This is a genomic window from Streptomyces sp. NBC_00286, assembly GCF_036173125.1.
Lineage (GTDB): Bacteria > Actinomycetota > Actinomycetes > Streptomycetales > Streptomycetaceae > Streptomyces.
Genome location: NZ_CP108054.1, coordinates 8,935,257 through 8,956,768 on the forward strand (window position 1 = coordinate 8,935,257; position 21,512 = coordinate 8,956,768).

Here is a 21,512-nt window from a genome sequence, read left to right on the forward strand (position 1 = left end):
TGGGTTTCCGATGCTGTCGGGCGTGTACGCCAGCGTCGCGGCAGGGCGGCGTCGCAGCTAGTTCGGTGTATCTGCCGCAATAGAGCGGTCAGTTCGCCAGCTGCTGTCGACGGTGACGGGACCATTGAATCCCGTCGTAATCGGTTACTCCAACCGGTTGGCGCGAGCCGGGCCAGACTCCGCTCGGCTCACCGTTCGGCTCACCACTCGGCGAAGGAACCGTCCCCGTGGCGCCAGATCTGGTTGCGCCAGCGGTGGCCCTCGGATGCGGCCCTGCGCACCGCGGCTTCGTCGATCGCGATACCGAGGCCCGGCCCGGGCGGGGGCGTGACGTGAGGTTCGGACCCACGACGGCGGCACACGGCCACGCCGCGCCCGAAAAGCCTGAACCTTCAGGCACACACAGAGTTCCAGAGACGCTTTGTTCCTGGATGAGGACCCCCTGACCGCCCGCAGCCCCAACGGCTCCACCATCCCCTCGCCAAGCCACCCGCCGTACCACCGCTCACGCCGTCGCCCCTTTCGCCGCAACCCGGGTTCAGTGCCGCCGCAGGGTCCGGCGTCTCGCTCAGGGCCAGGGCCGCTCCGCCGAGGGCGTGGACTCGGGCACCGAGGCCTGACTCGGGGGGTACGTCGGGGCTCAACTCCGCCTGGAACACGTCCACTTCTTGGACCAGGGCGAGAGCGTAGCGGCGGATCGCCGTGTGCATCGGGGCGAGTAGCAGCTCGTCTGCGCGGATCAACTCGCCGCCCACGACGATGCGTTCGGGGTGCAGCGACACCCCCCCACCACTCCGGTGTCACGATGGATCGGCCGTTGGACGCGCACGCCGACACCGAGGCCCCCTCCTCGTTCAGGAGCCGCCCAAGGATCGACGCACCGGCCGCGGTCCGCCGGGTCGGCCCGGTGTCGGGATCCAGAGCCGTGTCGGCGCTCGCGGCCTCCCGGGCGGCGAGGCCGGCGAGATGCGCCCACACGCCGTCGAAGGTGTGGTTCATCCCGGCCACGGCCGCCGCGTGGATTTGACCGACAAGATCACCGGCGCGCCTGACGCAATCAGCAATCGGTTTCCCCTCGGCTTCGGCGAACAGGCCGCGCTCCAGCACCTCGTTGGACGATGGTCGAGACCGTTGTACGGGACACTCCCGCCAGCCGTGCCAGCGCCGCGCGATGCAGGCACCCTGGTCGAGCAGCAACGTCAGGAGCTGCTGCTCTTGGTGGGTTCGCCGCACTTCGCAGCGGCCCTCCGGCCTTCCGGCTCATGTCGTCGAGGTTGCCGAGTCTTTTCGAAAGTTCGTCAAGGCTCTTGACGCAGATTCCAGACAGGAAGAAGCTCTGCCCACCTACTCATAGCAACCGGTTGTCCAGAGTCGTTCGGCTCCGTGCCGGCTCCCGTCGGCCTGCCCAACTCCCTGCAAGAAGGTGAGGCGTACATGCACGCACACCCTGGTGCTCCTCCCAGCCGCCGCCGATTCCTCGCCCTCACGGCGGGCGGTGCCGCGGCCGGAGTGGCGGCCCTCAGCGGCTGCGCGCTGTCGACGGCGGGAGCCGCACCCGGCGGCGGCGAGAGCATCACGATGATGGTCAATCTCGACGATGTCTCCCCTGAGCTGGTCAAGCAGGCTCAGAAGGAGATCGGCATCAAGATCACCATCGTCGCGTACGACATCACCCGGCTGATCGCGATGCTTACCAACGGCAACCCTCCGGACCTGGTCCGCGGCCTCGGTGCCCTGGACGCGCCGTACTTCGCCGCCCGGGACGTGGCCGAGAACCTGGACCCGTACTTCGCCAAGTCGACCGTCCTCAAGGTCGACGACCTGGATCCGGCCAACGACCTGTGGCGGTTCGACGGCACCACCCAGGGCAAGGGCCCCCGCTACGGCATGGCCAAGGACTTCTCCCAGGACGCGATGTTCTGGTACAACACCGCACACTTCGACAAGGCGGGCGTCGACTACCCCTCCGACACCGAGCCGATCACCTACGAGGAGTGGCTGGAGAACGCCAAGCGGCTCGTCCAGCGCAAGAACGGGCAGACCACCGTCTACGGCGGCAGCTACAACGGCCTGGGCCTCGGCATCCTCTTCACCAACCTGACGGCCGCCGCCGGAGGCGGCCTCTTCTCCGACGACTTCAGCCGGGTCGACTTCACCAGCCCCGAGGCCCGCAGGGCCCTGACCTGGTACGTGGACTACGCCAAGACCAGGGTCGGGCCGAGCCTCATCCAGCCCAACCCCGACGCCTGGGACGGGCCCACCTACGTCGCGAGCCGGATGGCCATGTCAGGCAACGGCTACTGGCTGGGCGGCATGATCAATGCCGAGCCGAAGCTGGCGGAGGTGTCGCGCCTCGCTCCCGCCCCGGTCTTCGAGGGCGGTCCCCGTATCAGTTCCTGCCAGGGCGGCACGGGCCTGTGGATGGCGAAGAAGGCGCGGAACAAGGACGCCGCCTGGCGGGTCTTCGAGTGGTTCTTCGGCGAGGCGCCGGCCAAGGCCCGCGCGGAGGGCGGCTGGGGGATACCGACGCTCAAGTCGCTCCAGCCGCTGATGCCGGACAAGGAGGACTACCAAAAGCGCGTCCTGGAGGTGCAGAGGGCCGAGCTGAAGCACTTCTCGATCACCCCCTTCACCCCGTACATCAAGACCGAAGCCATCGACGCCATCATCAACCAGATCATCCCGGCCGCGATGAACGGCCAGATCTCCGTCGACACCCTCGCGGGACGCCTCAACTCGTCGGTCAACGAGCAGCTGAAGCGCGGTAAGGAGCAGGTGGGATGACAGTCGGCCAGATCCCCGAGATCCCCGAGGTCACCGGGCAGCCCCGTAAGGTCGCGCGCACCGGCGTCGTAGGCTCCGGTGATCTGCCCCGGACCTCCATGACCGCCCGCCGGCACCGGGCGTTCTACATGTTCGCCTCGCCCTGGATCATCGGCTTCCTGCTGCTGACCATCGGCCCGATGGCGTACGCGCTGTGGCTGAGCTTCACCACGTTCGACGGCATCTCGCCCAACTGGAAGTACGTCGGGTTCGGCAACTATCAGGAACTGCTCTCGGATTCGGTCACCTGGGACTCTCTGGGGCGCGCCGGACTGTTCGCCATCACCTCGGTGCCGCTGTCGATCGTCGCGGGCATGGGGCTCGCGGTCCTGGTCAACCGGCCGCTCAAGGCGCGCGGTCTGTGGCGCACCCTGCTGTATCTGCCCGCCGTGGTGCCGCCCGTGGGCGCGGGCCTCATCTTCAAGCAGCTCTTCAACCGGGACTCCGGCGCCACCAACGGCGTCCTCAACATCTTCGGCATCGACGCCATCGCCTGGCTCGACGATCCGTACGCCCGCTACGTGATCCTCATGGCGGTGCTCTGGGCCGCCGGGAACATCATGATCATCTCGCTGGCCGGGCTTCAGGACGTGCCGCGCGAACTCCACGAGGCGGCCCGGATCGACGGGGCGAGCGCCTGGCGGACCTTCCGCAGCATCACCGTGCCGCTGCTCTCACCGGTCCTGCTCTTCCAGGCCGTGACCGGAATGATCGCCTCGGTACAGACGATCATGCCCTTGCTGCTCGCCGCGGACGCCAGCCCCAAGGGCGTCACCTCGATCCCGCAGTCCAACTACATGTACATGATGCACGTGTTCGCGGAGTACTTCGCTCTCGGCCGCTACGGCTACGGCTCCGCGCTCCTGTGGGTGCTCTTCGTCCTGATCCTCATCGCGACCGGCCTGATCTTCAAGTTCACGTCCGGAGTGGTGTTCTACAACGTCGACCCGGAGGCGAAGAAGTGACCGCCACTACCGTGACCTCCCAGGCCGCCCAGACCCCCAAGCCCCTCAACACCCCTGATTCCGGGGGCCGGGTACGGGTGCGCGCATCCCGCCTCGTGCTCTACACCGTGCTCGTCGTGATCACCGGCCTGATGCTCGGCCCCTTCGGCTGGCTGATCATCACCGGCCTGAAGACCACACCCGAGCTCGCGGCCTCCCCGGTGCACTGGCTGCCCGAAACGTTCCAGTGGCACAACTTCGCCGACGCCTTCACCAAGATCGAGTACCTCGGCTACACCCGCAACTCCCTCATCATCGCCCTGATCTACGCCATCCTCGTCACCTTGAGCTCGGCCTGGGTCGGCTTCGGATTCGCCCGCCTGAACGCCCCCGGCAAGAAGATCCTGTTCGGTGTGCTGCTCGGCTCGATGATGCTGCCGCAGATGATCACGCTCTTCCCGACGTACCTCATCTTCGCGAAGATCGGCATGGTCGACACGTACTGGCCCTGGGTGCTGTGGGGTATGGCCTCGGCCCCGTATCTCGTCTTCCTCTTCCGGCAGTTCTTCGCCGGGATGCCGCGGGAGCTGGAGGAGGCCGCGATCGTCGACGGCGTCGGCTACGCCGGGATCTTCTGGCGGATCTTCCTGCCGCAGTCCTGGCCGGTCCTGACCGCGAGCTTCGTGATCGCCTTCACCTGGAGCTGGGGCGACTTCATCGCCCCGATGCTGCTCCTGTCCAGCGACAAGACCACGCTCTCCGTCGCCCTCATGACCTCCTATGTGACGGAGGCCGGGATGCCGGTCAACAACCTGCTGGCCGCCGGCTCCGTGATGTACGTCGTCCCCATCCTGCTGATCTTCCTCGTCGCCCAGCGCGGCTTCGTCGCCGGGATGTCCACGACCGGACTGAAGTAGTCCCTCTTACCGAACCTTTTGCAAGGAGTTACGCATGAACGCGCCCCTGTCACGCCGAACCACCCTCCAGGCCGCCGGTGTCATCGCCGCCGCCGGCCTGGCCGGCAGCATCGCGGGTACCGCACAGGCCGCCGCGGCGGAGAAGGACGGCACCGCCGGCGACAGTGTGGTCATCCACCCGACGCTTCCGAAGGTGCCTGTCAACAACTCCTTCACCGTCAAGGTCCGGCCGCTCGGCGGCACTTGGCAGAAGCTCGATGTCTACCTCGCCAAGCTCGCACTGATCGACGCGAACACTGGCAGCAACAGAGCCCAGAACTCCTCCTGGGCCGCCTTCGACTTCTCCGGCACCGTCGAGGTCGAGGTCACGTACAACCCGGGCGGCGGCGAGAAGGTCCGCATCCGCCCGGACTCGTACGGCATCAAGCCCGAGGTGCTCGGCAGCACCGCGCGCTTCACCCTGGACCGGCCCCGCAACCTCGTCGTCCAGGTCGACGACAAGATCTTCGACTGCCTGCACCTGTTCGCGAACCCGCTCGAGAAGGACGTGCCCGCCGAGGGCGACAAGAAGGTCATGTACTTCGGGCCCGGTCTGCACACCCACCCCGACCGAACCCTGAAGGTGCCCACCGGCACCACCGTCTACCTGGCCGCGGGCGCCGTCCTCACCTCTGCCGTGATCTTCGAGGGCGTGGAGAACTCCCGGCTGATCGGCCGCGGCGTGGTCTACGACACGACCGGCGGCGCGGTCTTCGTCCGCAAGTGCGAGAACGTCACGATCGACGGCGTCACGATCCTCAATCCCCGGTACGAGAACATCAGGGTCGCCGAGTCCAACAACCTCACCATCAAGAATCTGCGTGCCTTCAGCCACCAGGGCTGGGGTGACGGCATCCAGCTCTACTGCTCCGAGAACGTCACGATCGACGGCTGCTTCCTGCGCACCTCAGACGACAGCATCGCCCTCTACACCCACCGCTGGGACTTCTACGGCGACACCCGCAACATCACCGTCAAGAACTGCACCCTCTGGGCCGACGTCGCCCACCCGATCAACATCGGCGTGCACGGCAACACCGACACCCCGGAGATGCTGGAGAACCTGACCTACGAAAACATCGACATCCTCGACCACCGCGAGCCGCAGGTGACCTACCAGGGCGCCATCGCCTTCATGGTCGGCGACAGCAACCTCGTCCGGGACGTCAAGTTCGACGACATCCGCGTGGAGGACTTCCGCTGGGGTCAGCTCATCCACATACGGGTCGAGTACAACCCGAAGTACAACACGTCGGCAGGCCGCGGTATCGAGTCCGTCTACATCAAGGACCTCAGCTACAACGGCAAGAACGCCGATCTCTCGATCATCGCCGGCCTCGACGCGGAGCACGCGATCAAGGACGTCACCTTCGAGAACCTCCGCGTCAACGGCAGGGTGATCGCCGACAGCACGGGCAAGCCGAGGTGGTACCTGGCCTCGGACGGCGTGCCCATGTTCGTCAACGAGCACGTGACGAACCTGAAGTTCCTCACCACCGCCGAGGCCGAGGCGGCCGCCGCGTCATGATCACACCTGCTCCGAGCCGCCGGAACTTCCTCGGCGGCACGGCGGCCCTGCTGCTGGTGGCGGGCGCGAGCGGACTGCTCGCGCCCGGCACCGCCCGGGCGGCCGGCCACCAGACCAGTCGCACTCAGTTCACACACCCCGGCCTCCTGCATACAGCCGACGACATGGCGCGTATGAAGGCCGCCGTCGCCGCCAAGGAATCCCCGATCCACGACGGCTACCTCGCGCTCGCCGCCCACGCCCGCTCCAAGGCCACGTACACGATCCAGAACACCGGCCAGATCACCTCCTGGGGCCGCGGCCCCACGAACTTCCAGAACCAGGCGGTCGCCGACTCGGCCGCCGCCTACCAGAACGCCCTCATGTGGTGCGTCACCGGCGACCGCGCCCACGCCGACAAGGCCCGCGACATCCTCGACGCCTGGTCGAAGTCGCTCACCGCGATCACCGGGGCCGACGGCCCGCTCGGCGCCGGACTCCAGGCGTTCAAGTTCGTCAACGCGGCCGAGCTGCTGCGGCACAGCGGATACGACGGATGGGCGGAGGAGGACATCGCCCGCTGTGAGCGGTCCTTCCTGGACGTCTGGTATCCGGCAGTGTCCGGATACATGCTGTACGCCAACGGCAACTGGGACCTGACGGCCATTCAAACCATCCTCGCCATCGGCGTGTTCTGCGAGGAGCCCACCCTCTTCGAGGACGCCCTCCGCTTCGCCGCGGCCGGCACCGGCAACGGCAGCGTCCGCAATCGCGTGGTCGCCGACTCCGGTCAGGGCCAGGAGTCCGGCCGCGACCAGGGCCACGAGCAGCTCGCCGTCGGCCTGATGGGCGACGCCGCCCAGGTCGCCTGGAACCAGGGCGTCGACCTGTGGGGCTTCGACAAGAACCGCATCCTCGCCAACGCCGAGTACCCCGCCCGCTACAACCTGGGCAACGACGTCCCCTTCACCCCCGACCTCGACCGCACCGGCAAGTACATCAAGACGACCGTCTCGGACCGCGTCCGCGGCAACATCCCCCCGATCTACGAGATGTACTACGCCCACTACGCCGGCGTCCGCGGCCTCGACACCCCGTACACCAAGGCCGCCGTCTTCCGCGGCACCGGCGGCGTCCGCGTCGTCGAGGGCAGCAACGACGACCTGCCGAGCTTCGGCACTTTCGCCTACGCCGGCACCAAGGCACCCGTACCGACCGCGCCCACGGCTCCGGCGGGTGTCACGGCGGTGGGGGAGGACAAGGCCGTCACCGTCAGCTGGCTGCCGTCCGCCTGGGCGAGCGAGTACAACGTCCAGCGGGCGATCAGGCCCGAGGGCCCGTACGAAGGCATCGCCTCCGGCCTCGACAAGCCGGCGTACACCGACAGCGACGTCCGCGCGGGGCGGACGTACTACTACAAGGTCATCGCCTCCAACACTCAAGGGAAGAGCGACAGTTCGGGTTGGGCGTCGGCCGCCGGCGGCCTGCCCGAGCCCTGGAAGACCCAGGACATCGGGGAGATGACACGTGCCGGTTCCGCCGTCTTCGACGGCGAACGGTTCGTCCTGGAGGCGAGCGGCACGGCCGACACGTACCGGCTCGCGCACCTGCCGCTGCGCGGCGACGGCACGATCACCGCGCGCATCGTGTACCCGCTCAGCTCGCAGTACTCCAAGATCGGCGTCACCCTGCGCGACTCCCTCGACGCGGACTCCGCGCACGCCTCGATGCTGATCCAGGGGCTGCCGCTGCACACCTGGAGCGGGGTGTGGACGGTCCGCCCGAAGGCCGGGGCGTCCGTCTCCGCCACCGGCAGCACGCCCGTGCCGCCGACCCAGCAGCAGGCGATCACCACCGGCGCCTCGTTCCCGATCTCGAACCTGGGCACCCTGCCCGAGTCGGCGACCCCGCTCGAAGCGCCGTACGTCGAGGGTGCGGGCGATGGCTACCGGATGCGTATGCCGTATTGGGTGCGCGTCATCCGCAAGGGCCGCCGGTGCACCGGAGCCATCTCTCCGGACGGCATCCGCTGGACCGAAGTCGGCTCCACCGAGGTCGAGTTGGGACGCACGGTGTACGCGGGACTCGCCCTCACCTCTTCCCTCGGCGTCGACGAGGAGTACGCCGAGACCGGCACCGGCGCCTTCGACAACGTCACCGTGACCTCCACCTCCGGTGAGGTCTGGGCCGTGCCGCGCCCCACCCGCACCGCCGGCGACCTACGGGCGACCGCGGGCGCCGACGCGGTGGAACTGGCCTGGACCGACCCCGACCTCTCCGCCCGCTACAAGGTGCTGCGGGCGACCGACGCCGACGGCCCCTACGTCACCGTCGCGACCGCCGTCGGCCCGGTCGGCTTCGGCACCCGCATCCGGTACGCGGACGCCACCGGCCGGACCGGAACCACGTACCACTACGCCGTCGCCAAGACCAACAGCGGCGGACGCGGTCCACTGTCCGAGCCCGCCACCGCCAAGATGCCGAGCCCCTCGGTGCCGCAACTCACCTCCGCCACCAGCGCGTTCGCGAACAAGGGCGTCGCCTTCCGGTATCTGCTGCGGGCCTCGCACGAGCCCGTACGGTTCACCGCGAGCGGACTGCCCGACGGCCTGCGCGTGGACAAGCGCACCGGGTGGATCTCCGGAACGCCCACCGAGACCGGCGAGTTCACCGTCACCACCGGCGCGGGCAACGCCGCCGGTGACGGGACCGGCACGCTCAAGCTCACGGTGGGCACACCGCCGCCCGGCCCATGGACGTACGGCGACCTCGGTGACGTGGTCCTCGACGAGCGGGAGTTCGGGACGTTCGGTGTAGTGGCCGTGCGTACCCCCGGCAGCACGGCGTACGAGGACGGGACCCTCGTCGTCCGCGGTGCCGGGACCGACCTGACCGTCAACAACCAAGGAATGACAGGGCAGTTCGTACGGCGGCCGGTCACCGGGGACTGCGAGGTCACCGCCCGGCTCGTCTCCCGGGAGGGCGCGAGCGGCGACCGGGCCGGGCTACTGATGGCCAAGTCGCTGTCACCGTTCGACCAGGCCGCCGGAGCGATCGTCACGGGCGGGGCCGCCGCGCAGCTGATGCTCCGTACGACTGTCGCCGGACGCTCGGCGTTCACGGGCAACGGCACGGTCACCGCCCCCTGTCTGCTGCGGCTGAAGCGCGCTGGGACCGCCTTCACCGCGGCCGTTTCCACCGATGACGGCGCCACCTGGACCGCCCTCGCCACAGGCGAGATCCCCGGCTTCGGTGACGCCCTCTATTACGTGGGCCTCGTGGTCTGCTCACGCGACCCCCTGGCCCGCAGCACCGCGCGATTCAGCGAGGTGAGCATCACCCCCATGTAGATCCCCTACGGGATTGGAGATGCACCACATGAGCCGCACATCCCCCCACCAGCACCTCCGACAAAAACCGGAAGTGAGCCGCCGCGGTCTGCTGAAGACCGCCGGCGGCCTCACCGCCGCCCTCGCCGTCGGCGCCTCGGCCACCGCCCTCACGGGCACGGCCGAGGCCGCCCCGGCGACCTTCACCCACCCGGGCATGCTGCACGCCTACGGTGAACTCAACCGCGCCAAGGTACGGGTCCGCGAGGGCGCCCAGCCGTGGCTGTCCGGCTGGCAGCGCCTGACCGCCAACCCGCACTCCGCCAGCACCTGGCAGCCCAACCCGCAGGCCACGATCATCCGCGGCGGCGACGGCCAGAACTACGGGATCCTCTACAACGACATCCACGCCGCGTACCAGAACGCGCTGCGCTGGCAGGTCGGGGGCACCCGGAACAACGCCGAGTGCGCCGTACGGATCCTCAACGCCTGGTCGGCCAGGCTCACCTCGATCACCGGCAACGCGGACCGCTTCCTGGCCGCCGGGATCTACGGCTACCAGTTCGCGAACGCCGCCGAACTCATGCGCGGCTACAGCGGGTTCGACCTCGAGCGGTTCAAGCGGATGATGCTCAACGTCTTCTACCCGCTCAACACCCAGTTCCTGAACAACCACAACGACGCCTGCATCACCAACTACTGGGCGAACTGGGACCTGTGCACCATGAACTCGATCCTCGCGATCGGGATCCTGTGCGACGACGGCGCCAAGTACGACCAGGCCGTGAACTACTTCAAGAACGGCGCGGGCAACGGAGCCATCCGCAAGGCGGTGCCGTTCCTGCACCCGGACAACCTCGCCCAGTGGCAGGAGTCGGGCCGCGACCAGGGGCACACCATGATGGGCATGGGCCAGATGGGCGCCTTCTGCGAGATGGCCTGGAACCAGGGCGAGGACCTGTACGGCTACGACAGCAACAGGTTCATGAAGGCCGCCCAGTACGTCGCGAAGTACAACCTCGGCGAGAACGTCCCCTTCACGACGTACACCTGGGGGACCGGGCAGAACTGCGCCCAGCAGTCACACACCGTGATCTCCTCCGCGAGCCGCGGCCAGGTCAGGCCCGTGTGGGACCTCATCCACTACCACTACGCACGGCGACGGGGCCTGTCCGTTCCGTACATCACGCGCATGGCCGAGAGCGTGCGACCCGAGGGAGGAGGCGGCGACTACGGCTCGACGAGCGGCGGCTACGACCAGACGGGCTTCGGCACGCTGATGTACGCCAAATAGCCGCCCACCAGCGACGTACGCCGGAATAACCGGAGGAGGTGTGGTGCTCTGAAGTGAACGACGGTTCACGAGCGTGCGAGGAGCTGGTGCTCGGATGACGGCAGACCGGACGCAGCCAGTGGTGAGGACCCCGTACGGGGACGTACGCGGCAGGTACGAGGACGGGATCGCCGTCTTCCGCGGCATCCCGTACGCCGCGCCGCCCTTCGGCCCTCGCCGGTTCCGGCCGCCCGTGGCACCCACGCCCTGGGACGGTGTGCGCGACGCGGGCGCGTTCGGGCCGACACCGCCGAAGCCCCCGTACTCGGAGGCCTTCGCCCGGCTGCTGTCCGACCCGGTCGTGCCGGGTGACGACTGCCTCAACCTCAATGTGTGGACGCCGGAGCCGGGCCGCGGGGCCCGGCTGCCGGTGCTCGTGTGGATCCATGGCGGCGCGCTGACCCGCGGCTCCTCGGCCGTGCCCGTCTACGACGGACGGGCCTTCGCCCGCGACGGCGTCGTCATGGTCTCGATCAACTATCGGCTGGGCGTGGAGGGCTACGGCCTCTTCCCGGACGCCCCGCCCAACGCCGGCCTGCGCGATCAGCTCGCCGCCCTGGAGTGGGTGCGCGAGGCGATCGCCGAGTTCGGCGGCGACCCGGACCGGGTGACCGTCTTCGGCCAGTCGGCCGGTGCGATCAGCGCCGGAGCGCTGCTCGCCGCCCCGCAGGCCCAGGGCCTCTTCCGGCGGGCCGTTCTGCAGAGCGCGCCGCCCGAGGCCTTCGACCGCGACAAGGTGCGGCGCATGGTGCGCCGGATGGCGGCCCGGCTGAAGATCCCGGCGACGGCCGAGGCTTTCGCCGCCGTCGACCGTGAGCTGCTGCTGCGCACCCAGGCCGAGGTGGGGCGACTGAGCACCCCGGTCCTCGGCGGGCCTTCCTTCGGCATCGTCGTCGACGGCGACCTCGTACCCCAGGACCCGATGGAGGCCCTGGTCGAAGGGGGTGCCGCGCCGGGCGTCGAACTGCTCATGGGCTGGACCCAGGACGAGTACCGGCTGTGGCTGGTGCCGGGCGGGCTCATGGAGCGTGTCGACCGGCTCGGTCCGGTCGCCCTGGCCGGTGCCATGGCCCGCTGCCACTGCGGCTCCGACGTCCCGCGCGGCTATCGCGCCCTCCACCCGGACGCCCGCCCCGCCGAGCTCCTCGGTCAGATGGTCACCGACCACCTGTTGCGCATCCCGCTGCACCGGCTGGCCGACGCCCGGCCCGGCTCCTCGTACGTGTACGAGTTCGCCTGGCCCTCGAACCTTCCCGACCTCGGTGCCTGCCATGCCCTGGAGCTCGGCTTCGTCTTCGACACCGGGGACGTCCCGGAGTCGGCCAAGCTAGCGGGCGAGGGAGCCCCGCAGGAGCTGGCCGACGCGATGCACTCCGCGTGGGTGCGGTTCGCCGCCGAGGGCGACCCGGGCTGGCCCGCCTGGGACGCCTCGCACCCGGTGCGCGTCTTCGGCGCGGACGGGCCGCCCGTGGTGCACGGCCCGCGCGACCGCGAACTCGCCCTGTGGGACGCCGAGTCGGCGGGAGAGCTCACTCCTCGGGAATCCACACCCGCATTGCGCCCTCTTCCCGGTTCGCCCAGGCGTAGTACGGCACCGCTGTCAGCCGTACGCCGCCTCCGTCGCTCCGGCGGCGCCCGTCGGCCGTGACGACGGCGACTCCGCCAAGGAGCTCCGGCTCCTGAGCGACCGCCAGACCCGACCCGTACGGCAGCGTCACATCGTCGAGCCGGACGCCGGGCTGCTGGTCGACGCCCTCCAGGCAGTGCACGAGCGGGCCCCGCTCCACGGCCACACAGCCGCGGACCGCGTCGACGCGCGGGTCGGGCCGGGTCAGGCGGACGCTCATATCGAGGTCGAGGGTGAGCGTGTCGCCCGCGGACCAGCGGCGGCGCATCCGCAGCCAGCCGTCGCCCGCCTCGGTCGGAGCGCTCCCATCGGGTGCCGAGGCCTTGAACTCCGTGCACCAGGACGGGATCCGCAGCGACAGCGACCAGTCACGGTCCGCCGGAGCCTCCTCGACGGTCACGGTGATCCTGCCGTCCCACGGATACGCGGTCTCCACGCGGACGACGCCCTGACCGGCGGCGTACACCCCCGTCGCGTACTGGTGCAGCTGCATGCCCTCCGCGTCGCCGCTCGCCACATAGTGGGGGAGCGAGGCGAGCAGCCGCATCACGTTCGGCGGGCAGCAGGCGCAGCGGAACCAGGGGGTGCGGCGGGCCGTTTGGTCGCCGCCGTGGTCGGCGTACTCCTCGCGCACCTGGAGCGGGTTGACGTACAGCCAGCTGTCGCCGTCGAGGCCTACGCCGGACAGGAAACCGTTGAAGAGGGTGCGCTCGACGAGGTCGGAGTACTTCGCCTCGCCCGTCAGCAGGGCCATCCGCCACGACCACTGGACGGACGAGATCGCCGCGCAGGTCTCGGCGTACGCCCGGTCCGGCGGCAGCTCGAAGGGGTCGCCGAAGGCCTCGCCCTCGTGCCGCGAGCCGACCCCGCCGGTCACATACGTCTTCGTCGCCATCATGGCGTCCCAGATGCGCTCCAGCGCGGCCCGTAGCTCCGCGTCGCCGGTCTCCGCAGCCAGGTCGGTCGCCCCCGCGAGCAGATACAGCTGCCGTACGGCATGGCCCTCGACCGTGTTCGCCTCGCGCACCGGGACGCGGTCCTGCCAGTAGGCCTGGCCCATGTCGCGGTCGTGTCCGCGGTCGACGCCCGCGTTCAGCACGCCGTAGCCACGCCGGTCGACGAAGTAGGCGGCGAGGTCGAGCCAGCGGCGCTCGCCGGTCTCCCGGTACAGCTCGACCAGCGCCGTCTCTATCTCGGGGTGCCCGCACACCCCGTCGATCGGCTTCTCCTTGCCGAACGTCGCGTCGATGTGGGCCGCGAACCGCTCGGCCACCTCCAGGAGTTCACGCCGGCCGGTCGCCCGGTGGTGGGCCACCGCCGCCTGGATGAGATGGCCCGCGCAGTACAGTTCGTGGCCCCAGCCCAGCTCCTGCCAGCGCCGCTCGGGGTGGGCGACCTGGTAGTACGTCTGCAGATAGCCGTCCGCGTCCTGGGCGGCCGCCAGGAGGGCGGTCAACTCGTCGATGTGTGCGGCCAGTTGGTCGTCCTCGGGGCTGTCGGCGAGCTGCCAGGACGCCGCCTCCATCCACTTGTGCACATCCGAGTCCTGGAACTGGAAGTCACCTATGAAGGTGCCCTTGCCGTCGGCCGCCGCCCGCAGATTGGCGAGGTTGCCGGCCTCCTCCAGCTTCGACGGGCCCTGCGGAATGCTCACCTCCGCGTTGGTGTGCCGTCTGGACGCCCAGAAACCGCCGGTGATCCGGGCCGCGGTCGCCGGGCGCAATGCCGTGTGCGCGCCGTCGGTGAGGCGGATCGGACCGGTGTTGTTCGTTGTCACGTCAACCCTCCAGCAGGAGCTTGCGAGGAAACCCTGGCGCTTGCGTCCGGAACTAACTGCCCCCGCACGGGCGCCACCGAATCCCGCACCACCACATGCGTTCCCAGCAGGAGGTGCTCGTTCGGGGCGTCCGGTGTCCTGCCGAGGGCCGTACGGACGGCGAGGCGGCCGAGTTCCTCGTAGGGGACGTGGACTGTGGTCAGCGGCGGATGCAGGTCGCGGGCGAAGGGGATGTCGTCGTAGCCGACGAGGGAGACGTCGTCCGGGACGGACAGGCCCGCCTCGTGCAGGGCGGTGAGTGCGCCCGCCGCGACCATGTCGGTGGCGGCCATCACCGCCGTGAACTCCAGCCCTTGGGAGAGGGCCTGGCGGATGCGGCGGTGGCCCGAGTCGCGGGTGAAGTCCCCTGCGAGGAGCAGCTGAGGGTCCGGTTCTTCGCCGCGGGCGCGATGCGCGGCCAGATAGCCGCGCTCGCGGCCCTGCGCCGTGGTGTTCTCCGGCTTTCCGCCGAGGAACAGGATGCGCCGGTGGCCCTGGGCGAGGAGGTGGGAGCACAGCGCGTACGCCCCGCTCTCGTTGTCGTACTCGATCACCGTCACCGGCGTGCCGGGATCCAGCGGCGGCCGCCCGCACAGCACGAGCCGTGAGCCCGCCGAGGCCAGGGAGTCGGCGATACGGGACATCCGCGCGCGGTACTCGGCGGTGTCCGCGGTGCCGCCGACCAGGATCACGGCGGCGGCACGCTGGGCCCGCATCGTCTCGATGAACTCCAGCTCGTGCTCGGTGTCGCCGTCCGTGCTGCACACCAGGCACAGATGGCCGAGCCGGGTCGCCTCGCGCTCCACGCCGTGCGCCATGTGCGCGAACGACGGGCCGGTGATGTCGTCCAGTACGAAGGCAAGGGTCGGTGTGCCGACGCCCGCGATCGCCTTGGCCCGGGCATCCGCGACATAGTCCAGTTCGCGGACCGCCCGCATCACGCGCGTACGCGTCGCCGTGCTCACCGGGTAGTCGCCGGCCAGCACGCGCGACACCGTCGAGGCGGACACCCCCGCCCGGGCCGCCACGTCCCTGATCGTGCTCCGGCCCCCGCCGTCCCCGTTGCTCTTCCTCGTCATCGCCCCGCCCCTTCGACCGCTCAGTGGCTCGGGAACTGCGGCAACGCTTGTGGCAACCGGTTCCCGAACCGGAGGTTATCGGTGTGGTTACCGGTTGTCACGCCCGTTGCCCCCGTAGAACCGCTGACCCGCCCCTCACTACGCACATCTTCGCGGCCGACAGCGATTATCCGCACCCGGACGCGGTATTCGCAGGGAAGAGACGCAGTTTGAAGAGACGCAGTATGCGCAGGGAAGAGCAGCCACGTCGTACGCACCCGCACACCCGGGAGCGGCCCTCATGAACGCCACGATGCCATGAACGCCACGAACAGCACGAACGCAATGAATGTCCCGGACTTCTCCCACGAGAGCCGTCCGATACGAGTCGTGTTCCGGCCCGGCGCCGCGACGACAGCGCCGGCCGACGAGGCCGGGCGGCTCGGTCTGCGGCGGCTGCTGGTGGTGTGCGGCAGGCAGAGCGCGGTCACCGCGCGCGCGGTCGCGAACTCGCTGGGCTCGCTCTGTGCGGGGCTGCACTCCGAGGCCCGTATGCACGTCCCCGTCGAGGTCGCCGACCGGGCCGTCGTGGTGACGCACGCGGCGGGCGCCGACGGCTGTGTCGCGGTGGGTGGCGGCAGCGCGATCGGCCTCGGCAAGGTGATCGCGCTGCGGACGGGCCTGCCGCTGATCGCCGTGCCCTCCACCTACGCCGGCTCCGAGATGACCGACGTCTGGGGCCTCACCGAGCACGGCGTCAAGCGCACCGGACGCGACCCGGCCGTCCTGCCCCGCAGCGTCGTCTACGACCCCGAACTCACCCTCAGCCTGCCCCCGGCCCTCTCCGTGACCAGCGGCTTCAACGCCGTCGCGCACGCCGCCGAGGCGCTGTACGCCCCCGACACCTCGCCCCTCGTCGCGCTGATGGCGGAGGAGGGCGTCCGGGCCATGACGTCCGCATTGCCACAGGTCGCGGCCGATCCGGAAGCCATCGGGCCACGCGGCCGTGCCCTCTATGGGGCCTGGCTCTGCGGCTCCTGCCTGGGTGCGACGACCATGGGCCTGCATCACAAGCTGTGCCATGTGCTGGGCGGCACCTTCGGCCTGCCGCACGCCGAAACGCACACGGTCGTCCTCCCGCACGCCCTCGCCTACAACGCGCCCGCCGTCCCCGAGGCGATCACCGTCCTCAACCGCGCGCTCGGCACGGACAACGCCCCGCACGCCCTCTGGGAGCTGGCCGGACGCCTCAGCGCACCCCGTTCCCTCGCCCAACTCGGCCTGACCGACGACGACTTGACGGTGGCCGCCGGACAGACCGCCGCCGAGGCGTACCCCAATCCGCGGACGGTCACGATGGGCGGCGCCCTGGAGGTGCTGAGGGCGGCATACGCGGGCCGGTCCCCGCGCGCTGTGGCCCTGGCGTAAGGACCCCTTAAAGCCGAGGCCTGGCCGGAAAAGTTCGTTACCGGGACGGGTCCCGGACGTCCCGCGTAACCATGTGCCTCTGGCGATCGGTTGAGCACGTCGTGTGTACGTCGGCTGATCACACGCGCTGTGAGGGGAGCGGTTCGTGGCAGGGGAGCAGGAACGGGTCATCGCCGGGCGCTACCGGTTGCGGCAGCGGCTGGGCTCCGGAGGGATGGGAAGCGTCTGGCGCGCCGAGGACGAGGAGCTGAAGGCCCAGGTCGCGGTCAAGGAGATAGAGCTTCCGTTACTGCCGGATGAGGCCTCCGGCGACCGCGCCTCCCGCGGGCGCAAGGAGGCGCTGAAGGCGGCCCAGCTGCGCGAACACCCGAATGTGATCACGGTGTACGACGTGGTCGAGCACGAGGGCCTGCCGTGGATCGTGATGGAGTACCTGCCGGGCACCATGGACCTCAGTGCCGCCGTACGGGACCGGGGCCCGCTCCCCGCCGCCGAGGTGGCCCGGATCGGGGCGGCGGCCCTCGACGGACTCTCCGCCGGGCACCGGCTCGGCATCATCCACCGGGACGTGAAGCCCTCCAACATCCTTCTCGCGCCCGACCACTCCGGGGTCGCCGACCGCCGTGTCCTGCTCACGGACTACGGCATCTCGCTCCGCCCGCGCGAGACCCGGCTGACCCGCAGCGGCGTGGTGATCGGCACCCCCGGCTACATGGCCCCCGAGCGCGTGCACGGCGGCGAGGCGACCCCCGCCTCCGACCTCTTCTCCCTCGGCGTCACCCTCTACTTCGCCGTCGAGGGCGTGGGCCCCTTCGACCGGGACACTCCCGAGGCGGCCCTGATGGCGCTGCTGGAGACGGAGCCTTCTCCACCGGAGCGGGCCGGTGAGCAGCTCAGCCGCGTGATCATGGGGCTGCTGGCGAAGAACCCGCTGGACCGTACGCAGGCGGCGGAGGCGGCCGAGCTTTTGGCGGAGGCCGCGGCGGCCGGGGAGGGCGGGGCGGCCGGGAGCAGTAAGGCCGCGCTGGTGCCGGCCGCCGTCCCTGGTGGGGCTGGGGTCCCTGGTGGGGCTGGTGCCCCCGAGAAGGCTGGTGCCGCCGAAAAACCCGACAACTCTGAGGAAGCCGCCACGCCTGAGCCGGCCGTCGCATCTGAGGCGGCCGAAGCCGCCGCTCCTGGGGAAGCCGCCCATGCTGGGGATGGGGACACGGCTGGGAACGGCGACGGTGACGGGGACATCACCCCCACCCGCCCCGGAGGACAGGCCCCGCCCCGGACCCGTATCCAGGGATGGCGGCTCCCGGCCCTGCTGGCACTCGTCGGCGTGCTCGTGGCGGCCGGCGGCTTCGGCGTGGGTGCCGCCGTTTACGGCAGCGACGGGCAGCAGCAGCGCGCGGAGACCAAGCCGCAGCCGAAGGTGAGCGCGCCCCCTGCCCCGACGCCGACCACCACCCGCAGCCCCTTCCCGTACGGGACCGGGGTGGGCCTGAAGGACGGGCTGCTGCCCGGTCAGTGCGTGGACGCGGACTGGAAGGAGGGGGAGTACAAGGGGCAGCCCGAGCTGAAGCTCGTCAACTGCGTCGAGGACGACCCCGAGGGCCAGGTGATCACGACGATCGCGGCGTCCGGCACGCAGCCGGCGTCCGGTGCGACGCCGAGCTCCAGTGCCTCGTCCGCGCAGGCCGAGTGCGCCGAGCGCACGGAGAAGCTGCGCAAGACCATGCCCGACCCCGTCCTGCATGTATTGACGCCGGCCGCGGGGCAGAACCAGCCGCCGGACACGGCCTGCCTGATCTTCCTGAAGAAGGCCACCATCGGGGGCCCGCTGGGCGAGTACCGCAGGCTTGGCGAGGAGGTGTCCACGACGCAGATGGGCCCGGGCGACTGCATCAACACCAAGGAGGACGACGAGGGCTGGACCACGCCTTACCTGATCAGCTGTGACGAGCCGCACCACGAACAAGCCGTCGGCTGGACGTGGTCCTCGGGCAACGACTCCGCTGAAAGCGTCGACATGGTAGCCCTGTGCGACGAGAAGTACGGCGTCAACTGGGCCCGCGGCAAGGACCATTCGATGAGCGGCTGGTACGCCACCGACGACGAATGGAACGCCGGGTTCCGCTGGGTGATGTGCACGGTGGTCCAGGAGGACGGCAAGAAGCTTCCCGCGGGGGCACTGAAACCCGCGTACTGATCGCATTGACCAGCTAGTGCCGAGGGCATATTGACGATGTACTGACGACGTGTGACGTACGGACGACATGCCGGGCGGCCGGGGCGGGCGCAGATGGACGAGACAGGGCACGAGCACGGGAACACCAACGTGGCGCCCGCGCGGCCGTCCGCGCCCGACGGCCGGGCACGCGGACCCTGGGCGCGGGTCCTCGCCGAGCGGTACGGGCTGGTCAAGCCGGTCGGCACCGGTGGCATGGGACGCGTATGGCTGGCGTACGACCTGCGGCTGCGCAGGGACGTCGCGGTGAAGGAAGTCGTCGTACGGGCGGCGGCCGGGCCGGGGGAGGAGAGTCGGGAGGTCCGGACCGCACGGGCGTTCAGTGAGGCGTGGAGTCTTGCCGCGCTGCGTGAGGCGCCGCATGTGGTGACGGTCCATGACGTCGTCGAGGAGGACGGCTTCCCGTGGATCGTGATGGAGTTCGTCCGCGGCGCGACGACCCTGGAGGCGGTGGTCGAGGGGCGGCTGCGAGCGGGCGAAGGGCCGCTGTCAGTCCGGGAGACGGCGCGGATCGGCCTCGCCGTGCTGAAGGCGCTCGCGGCCGGGCACCACCTCGGGATCGTGCACCGGGATGTGAAGCCGTCCAACATCCTTCTGGCGCCGGACAGTTCGGGGCGCCCATACGCACGCGTGGTCCTCACCGACTACGGCATCGCCCACCGGATGGCGGGCAGCGCGTCCCACACCCGGGCGCATCGGGTGATCGGCACGCCCGGCTATCTCGCCCCGGAGCAGCTGTACGGGGGTTCGGCGACGCCGGCGTCCGACCTGTTCGCGCTCGGTACGACCCTGTACTTCGCCGTCGAGGGCAGGGAGCCGTTCGCCGAGGGAGGCAGCGGCTACCCGCCGGCTCCCGCGCCGCCGCGCCGGGCCGGGCCGCTCGGCGAGGTGCTGACGCAACTGCTGTCCGCCTCGCCCTTGCACCGCCCGGAACACGGCGCGGTACTGCGCCGGCTGCGCGAGCTCACTGGGGAGGCAGGCGGGACCTCTTCCTGACGAGGACTTTTCCTGACGCACCGCCATGTGGAGCGAGCCGTTACGCCTGTGTGGGGCGAGGGGAGGCTTCGCGCAGCCGCGCGGCGCGCACTTCTGGCGGCCCGCGAGGTGGAGTAGCAAGGGCACCGCTGGCAAGCGGGATTACGGCGCTCGCACCGCGACACAAGCGCCACTTGGAGCACAACACCATTGGAAATCACGGTCATTCGCATGCGCCTACTGGCGGAGGCGCCGTTCCGGCTGTGGATGGCGGTCAGCGGCACGCTGGGCGCCACCACACAACGGCAGCTGAGACAGCGGCTGCACGATCAAGTCGACGAAGGACACCGGGAGTTCTTCCTCGACCTACAGGAACTCCGCTGCGCCGACGGGCTCTCGGACACCGAACTGCGCGCACTGTTCCCCAAAGACCCCGCCGTGCGCTTCCACCTCATCGGAGCCCCCGATCTCATCCGCGAATGCGTCGCCGGCGACCCGGCGTTCACCCTGTACGCCGACCCGGAAGCCGCCTGGTGCCAGTGGGGCAGGGGCGCCTGATCCGGCTCGTACGTCTCCTTCTCATGTACGAGTCCTCACGTACGGGCTCATGTACGAGTCCTCACGTACGGGCCGGCTCACCCGCGTCGGCCCCGTGGTGGCGTCCCATCGGAATGACCAGAGGCGTGCCGCTGACCGGGTCCATGGTGATCTTGCAGTTCAGGTCGAAGACGTCCGCCACGGTCTCGGCGGTGATGACCTCGGCCGGCGGGCCCTCGGCGGCGATCCGGCCGGACTTCATGGCGACGACGTGGTCGGCGTAGCGGCAGGCCTGGTTGAGGTCGTGCAGCACCATCACGACGGTGCGGTTCTCGCGCCGGTTGAGGTCCGTGATCAGGTCCAGTACGTCGATCTGGTGGGCCAGGTCCAGATACGTCGTCGGTTCGTCGAGGAGCAGTACGGGCGTGCCCTGGGCGACCGCCATGGCGATCCAGGCGCGCTGGCGCTGTCCGCCGGAGAGTTCGTCGACCGGACGGTCCGCGAGGTCGGTCATCGCGGTGGCGGCCAGCGCCTGATGCACGGCCTGCTCGTCGGCCTTGGACCACTGCCGCCACCAGGTCTGGTGCGGTGAACGGCCGCGGTTGACCAGGTCGATGACGGTCAGCCCCTCGGGGGCCACCGGGCTCTGCGGCAGGATGCCGAGGCGCTGGGCGAGTTCCCGGGACGGTATGGACTGCAGGGCCCGGCCGTCCAGGTGGACGGCGCCCTCACGGGGTGCGAGCAGCCGGGCCAGGGCGCGCAGCAGCGTGGACTTGCCGCAGGCGTTGGCGCCGACGATCGCGGTGATCCGGCCGGGCGGGACGGCCAGGTCGAGGCCGTCCACGACCAGCCGGTTGTCGTACGCCAGGCGCAGTCCGCTCGCCTGCAGGTCCGGGTCGGGGGCGGTCCGGGGCGAGGCGTCCGCCGACTTGGGTTCAACCGACAT

General features: G+C 70.0%; 14 protein-coding genes. 11 read left to right on the forward strand and 3 right to left on the reverse strand.

Annotation, left to right across the window (positions count from 1 at the left end; translation table 11 throughout):
- Positions 1-1,434: 1,434 nt before the first annotated feature.
- The 7 genes from OHT21_RS40445 (at position 1,435) to OHT21_RS40475 (ending at position 12,540) form a co-directional block, all read left to right on the forward strand.
- Positions 1,435-2,784, forward strand: a complete 1,350-nt coding sequence (locus OHT21_RS40445; RefSeq protein WP_328773212.1) for an extracellular solute-binding protein — start codon at positions 1,435-1,437, stop codon at positions 2,782-2,784.
- Entirely contained in the window at positions 2,781-3,788 is a 1,008-nt protein-coding gene (locus OHT21_RS40450) for a carbohydrate ABC transporter permease (protein WP_328773213.1), read from the forward strand. Before OHT21_RS40445 ends, OHT21_RS40450 begins: the two co-directional genes overlap by 4 nt.
- Positions 3,785-4,684 carry a carbohydrate ABC transporter permease gene (locus OHT21_RS40455; RefSeq protein ID WP_328773214.1) on the forward strand — a complete coding sequence of 300 codons (900 nt, stop codon included), beginning with the start codon at positions 3,785-3,787 and terminating at the stop codon, positions 4,682-4,684. The genes OHT21_RS40450 and OHT21_RS40455 overlap by 4 nt, the downstream gene beginning before the upstream one ends.
- A 34-nt stretch (positions 4,685-4,718) precedes the next feature.
- Positions 4,719-6,251, forward strand: coding sequence for a glycosyl hydrolase family 28 protein (locus OHT21_RS40460; protein ID WP_328773215.1), 1,533 nt, complete (start codon positions 4,719-4,721; stop codon positions 6,249-6,251).
- Positions 6,248-9,580: an alginate lyase family protein gene (locus tag OHT21_RS40465; protein WP_328773216.1), complete on the forward strand. Its 3,333-nt coding sequence runs from the start codon at positions 6,248-6,250 to the stop codon at positions 9,578-9,580. Before OHT21_RS40460 ends, OHT21_RS40465 begins: the two co-directional genes overlap by 4 nt.
- A gap of 28 nt (positions 9,581-9,608) precedes the next feature.
- Positions 9,609-10,853: an alginate lyase family protein gene (locus OHT21_RS40470; RefSeq protein WP_328773217.1), complete on the forward strand. Its 1,245-nt coding sequence runs from the start codon at positions 9,609-9,611 to the stop codon at positions 10,851-10,853.
- A 94-nt stretch (positions 10,854-10,947) separates the two neighbouring features.
- Positions 10,948-12,540 carry a carboxylesterase/lipase family protein gene (locus OHT21_RS40475; protein ID WP_328773218.1) on the forward strand — a complete coding sequence of 531 codons (1,593 nt, stop codon included), beginning with the start codon at positions 10,948-10,950 and terminating at the stop codon, positions 12,538-12,540.
- Here the strand turns inward: OHT21_RS40475 and OHT21_RS40480 are convergent.
- Positions 12,422-14,296: a glycoside hydrolase family 127 protein gene (locus OHT21_RS40480; protein WP_328773219.1), complete on the reverse strand. Its 1,875-nt coding sequence runs from the start codon at positions 14,294-14,296 to the stop codon at positions 12,422-12,424. The two genes, OHT21_RS40475 and OHT21_RS40480, sit on opposite strands and share 119 nt — an antisense overlap.
- A complete protein-coding gene (locus tag OHT21_RS40485; protein ID WP_328773220.1) occupies positions 14,293-15,414 on the reverse strand; it encodes a LacI family DNA-binding transcriptional regulator in 1,122 nt (373 codons plus the stop codon). Before OHT21_RS40485 ends, OHT21_RS40480 begins: the two co-directional genes overlap by 4 nt.
- Positions 15,415-15,711: 297 nt before the next feature.
- Between OHT21_RS40485 and OHT21_RS40490 the strand changes: the two genes are divergently transcribed.
- From OHT21_RS40490 to OHT21_RS40505, 4 genes are all read left to right on the forward strand, one after another.
- Entirely contained in the window at positions 15,712-16,821 is a 1,110-nt protein-coding gene (locus OHT21_RS40490) for a maleylacetate reductase (protein WP_328773221.1), read from the forward strand.
- Between the two features lie 145 nt (positions 16,822-16,966).
- On the forward strand, positions 16,967-19,015 hold the full coding sequence (locus OHT21_RS40495) for a serine/threonine-protein kinase (protein ID WP_328773222.1): 2,049 nt from the start codon (positions 16,967-16,969) through the stop codon (positions 19,013-19,015).
- A 51-nt stretch (positions 19,016-19,066) separates the two neighbouring features.
- Positions 19,067-20,050 (forward strand): serine/threonine-protein kinase, encoded by a 984-nt coding sequence (locus OHT21_RS40500; protein ID WP_328773223.1) that lies wholly within the window; start codon positions 19,067-19,069, stop codon positions 20,048-20,050.
- A gap of 210 nt (positions 20,051-20,260) precedes the next feature.
- The gene (locus OHT21_RS40505) at positions 20,261-20,587 is read left to right on the forward strand and encodes a hypothetical protein (RefSeq protein WP_328773224.1); all 327 of its coding nucleotides are present in this window, start codon (positions 20,261-20,263) and stop codon (positions 20,585-20,587) included.
- A 61-nt stretch (positions 20,588-20,648) separates the two neighbouring features.
- On the opposite strand, the gene OHT21_RS40510 is transcribed toward OHT21_RS40505, so the two are convergent.
- Complete coding sequence (locus OHT21_RS40510; protein ID WP_328773225.1) at positions 20,649-21,512, reverse strand: ABC transporter ATP-binding protein; 864 nt, start codon at positions 21,510-21,512, stop codon at positions 20,649-20,651.

Coding starts and splice junctions, on each gene's coding strand:
- OHT21_RS40485 (WP_328773220.1), bottom strand. CDS start 15,414: ATGACGAGGAAGAGCAACGGGGACGGCGGGGGCCGGAGCACGATCAGG.
- OHT21_RS40510 (WP_328773225.1), bottom strand. CDS start 21,512: ATGTCGGTTGAACCCAAGTCGGCGGACGCCTCGCCCCGGACCGCCCCC.
- OHT21_RS40460 (WP_328773215.1), top strand. CDS start 4,719: ATGAACGCGCCCCTGTCACGCCGAACCACCCTCCAGGCCGCCGGTGTC.
- OHT21_RS40505 (WP_328773224.1), top strand. CDS start 20,261: ATGCGCCTACTGGCGGAGGCGCCGTTCCGGCTGTGGATGGCGGTCAGC.
- OHT21_RS40470 (WP_328773217.1), top strand. CDS start 9,609: ATGAGCCGCACATCCCCCCACCAGCACCTCCGACAAAAACCGGAAGTG.
- OHT21_RS40475 (WP_328773218.1), top strand. CDS start 10,948: ATGACGGCAGACCGGACGCAGCCAGTGGTGAGGACCCCGTACGGGGAC.
- OHT21_RS40450 (WP_328773213.1), top strand. CDS start 2,781: ATGACAGTCGGCCAGATCCCCGAGATCCCCGAGGTCACCGGGCAGCCC.
- OHT21_RS40490 (WP_328773221.1), top strand. CDS start 15,712: ATGAACGCCACGAACAGCACGAACGCAATGAATGTCCCGGACTTCTCC.
- OHT21_RS40465 (WP_328773216.1), top strand. CDS start 6,248: ATGATCACACCTGCTCCGAGCCGCCGGAACTTCCTCGGCGGCACGGCG.
- OHT21_RS40445 (WP_328773212.1), top strand. CDS start 1,435: ATGCACGCACACCCTGGTGCTCCTCCCAGCCGCCGCCGATTCCTCGCC.